The organism is Thiorhodococcus minor, from assembly GCF_010820565.1.
GTDB lineage: Bacteria > Pseudomonadota > Gammaproteobacteria > Chromatiales > Chromatiaceae > Thiorhodococcus > Thiorhodococcus minor.
Window position 1 is genome coordinate 1 of record NZ_JAAIJQ010000187.1, and the last position, 3262, is coordinate 3262.

2 protein-coding genes are annotated in these 3262 nt (G+C 65.7%); one reads left to right on the forward strand and one right to left on the reverse strand.

Features of this window, described 5'->3' with window-relative positions; all coding sequences use genetic code 11:
- Positions 1-358 precede the first annotated feature (358 nt).
- Positions 359-1891: a fused MFS/spermidine synthase gene (locus tag G3446_RS26035; RefSeq protein ID WP_164456573.1), complete on the forward strand. Its 1533-nt coding sequence runs from the start codon at positions 359-361 to the stop codon at positions 1889-1891.
- A 50-nt stretch (positions 1892-1941) separates the two neighbouring features.
- On the opposite strand, the gene G3446_RS26040 is transcribed toward G3446_RS26035, so the two are convergent.
- Positions 1942-2730, reverse strand: a complete 789-nt coding sequence (locus G3446_RS26040) for a cytochrome d ubiquinol oxidase subunit II (protein WP_164456572.1) — start codon at positions 2728-2730, stop codon at positions 1942-1944.
- Positions 2731-3262 lie beyond the last annotated feature (532 nt).

Below are 3262 nucleotides of genomic sequence, written 5' to 3' on the forward strand. Positions count from 1 at the left end.
GTTCGGCGGGTGCGTGTGAGCTCGTCGTCGCTGGGCTCGGGGTTTCGGGTTTGGTGTGATGTTGGTTGAGGGCTGTGGGCAGTGGGCAGAAAGGTTAGTGCTCAGTTCCTTCCTATGCTGCAGAAAGGGGTGACGCTGGGAGTGTTGACCTCCAGGTCAACACGTGTCGGCCTGGAGGCCGACACGCCCAGGACTGGTGTCGCTCACATCAAGGATGGCATTTCGACCGAGACGGGGACGCGAGCAGTGGATCGGCCGCAGGCAGGGAGACCGAGCAAGCCCGTTTGAAAAGGGTCCGTTGAACCATCCGGTGGTGCCAGGCAGACTGCCGAAAATTCCGCATCGGGGGACATGGGTCATGAGCAGCGCCAGCGCCAATCGCAACAGAATCCGGCTGCTCGGATATGCGGCGACCGTCTTTCTCAGCTCGGCCTTGCTGCTCGTCCTGGAGATCGTCGCGGGGCGCCTCATCGCACCCTATGTCGGGGTCTCGCTCTATACCTGGACGTCCATCATCGGCGTCATCCTGGCTGGGCTCTCGCTGGGAAACTGGGTCGGCGGCGTCTGGGCGGATCGCGGCGCCAGTGATCGGGAGGCCGGCCTGGTGCTGGCCGGCGCGGGGATTTATTGCCTGCTCAGCCTTGTGCTTCTGCCGGTGGTCGGCGACTCGGCCCAACGTCAGGGGCTGAGCCTCTTGAGCGCCAGTTTTCTGATCGCGGCGGTTCTCTTCGCGACGCCGGCGGCGCTCATCGGCGTGGTGACGCCCTTGCTGACGACACTCGCCCTGCGGCTGGACGCGCGCACCGGTCATGTGGTCGGGCGCATGCATGCCCTGGCCGCCATCGGCAGCATCCTGGGGACCTTCCTCGCCGGCTATTGGCTGATCCAGACCTTCGGCACCAAGACCGTCATCCTGGGCGTCGGCGCCATGCTCATCGCCTTGGGCTTGAGCTATCTGCGCCTCGGCTCGAAGCCTCTAGTCGCCGCCATGCTGGCCGCCACGATCGGCACCATGGGCCTGGTCGCACTCAAGGACGGCCTCGCCTCGAGCTGCGAGGGCGAGAGCGCCTATTTCTGCATCCGGGTCGCCGACCACAGCGCCGACGCCCCCTTCGGCGAGGCGCGCGGCCTGGTGCTGGATCACCTGCTCCACGGCATCAACCACGCGGAGCTTCCCGAGCTGCTGATCGCCCCCTACATCCAGGCGCTGGACGAGCTGGCACGGGCCCACTTCGCAGATCGGGATGCGGGCGAGCTGAAATGGCTCTTCGCGGGTGGCGGGGCCTACTCGCTGCCACGCGCCGTCAAGACGATAAACCCCCAAGCGGAGATCACGGTCGCCGAGCTCGACCCGGCCGTCACAGAGACCGCGCGCGAGCGGCTCTTCGTGGACACCTCCGGGATGCGCGTCCTGCACCAAGACGCGCGGCTCGTCCTCGCGCAAACCACCGACAGCTTCGACGTCATCATCGGCGACGTCTTTCACGACCTCGCCATCCCCTATCACCTGGTGACCCGGGAATTCGCCGCGCTCGTCCATCAGCACCTGCGCCCAGGCGGCATCTACGCCATGAACCTGGTCGACGCCTTTCCGGACCCGCGGCTGCTCAAGGCCGTCGTCAAGACCTTGCGCGCCGAATTCGGCCAGGTCGACATCTGGATGGAGGGACCGCCCGAGGCCGAGCGCGTGACCTTCGTCATCACGGCAACGGATGCCCAACGCCTGCCTCAGCGCGTCGACGCTCAGCACGGCATGCAGCGCAGCTGGCACCGCGTCAGCGACATGGTCGACCGGATCGGTGCCCCGATGGATGAGATCCCGCTGCTGACCGACGACTATGCGCCGGTCGAAAGCCTCATCGCTGGTCTCTTGACCGGAGAGAATCAGTAGGTGTCCGCGCGAGCACTAGACCGAAGCCGGACGGGGCGGTCGACGCGTGCTCAGCGCTGAACCCACTCCTGCACCCTGTAGTTTCCGACCACCTCGCGACCGATCGTGTATACCACCGTCCCGCCATGGACGCGGTGCTCGACGATCAGCTCACCCTTGCGGCCGATATCGACCAAGTCGCCGGCGCGCTCGAGCCCATTGACCGTGGTCAGCTTGATTGCCTTGCCGATGTCCTGGACGGCGCCATGCACGTCCTTGGCAACGAAGCGGCGGACATAGGTGGGCTTCTTTGGCGCTGCGGCCTGGACCTGAGCCCGGCTCGCGTCCTCATGCGCGATGGCCGCCTCGATCTTGGCGTTGAAGGCCTCAGGGTCAAGCTCTAGGTGCCCCTGCCTCTCGATCTTCATCGCGACGGCTTGCCCACCCTGGTCCATGAACGAGGGCCGATAGGGTTGATTCGTCAGCGCCGCCTGCAGAACCCTCTGCATCTCGGCCTTGGCCTCGCCCTCCGTCATCTCGCCGCCTTCCACGCGCCGTACGATCTCGAGCTGGACTTCCTGAATGCTCTGGGCCTGCGCCTGCATCGCCCCCGCGTCCATCATTGGGACAAAGCTGGCGAAGTAAGACCAAGCCACGGCGAAGACGAGCGCCGAGCTTGCGAGATGGGTGAGAAAGGGCTTTGCTGCCCGATCCCAGTTCAAGATCGCGAAGACCAGCGTGGCGAAGGGGAGGAAGAGACAGGCCAGCCCCCAGAGGATATGCGTCTTGAAGGCAGCCACGAGCAGCCAAAGAAAGCTGACCAGCGCGGCCAAGCCAGCGACGACGATGAGTATCTGCATCCGGACCTCCCAATGATCGGAGACCGGGCGGCGCACCCAGGGAAGGTGAGCGCAGACGAGAGCCTGACGCCGACGGCGAGCGCCAGCTCGGCCCATCGGCAGGACGGCCAGCCCGATCCTGTGGCCCGGATGTTAGCCTCAGGCCTGCGTTGGAACTGGGACGGCGCGCACAAGGACAGGCTCCGACCTTCCTTGGCGGTCATGATCCATGAACCTAACCGGAGTGTCGCGTCTGCGCTCGTGATACCCGTCGGGTCGATCCCTCGCCGACGGGACTCGCGCAGGGCGACAACCTTCTCAGCCCGGGCCGTCCCGCTCCGGGTCGCTGTTCCGCCTCGAGTAGCGCCGTTGGCGCACTCGGGCTACGCACGACCCTACGACGAATGACTCTACGGCGTGTGTGACTGCGCTTTGCATATTGCCTTCACGACGAAGGACTCACGTCCTTCGTCATTCGCTGCGCGCCATGGAGAGCGAAGCGAAGGCGCGTAGTCCCCGATAGGCGTCGGCGCGGGCGTATGGCCGGAGTGGC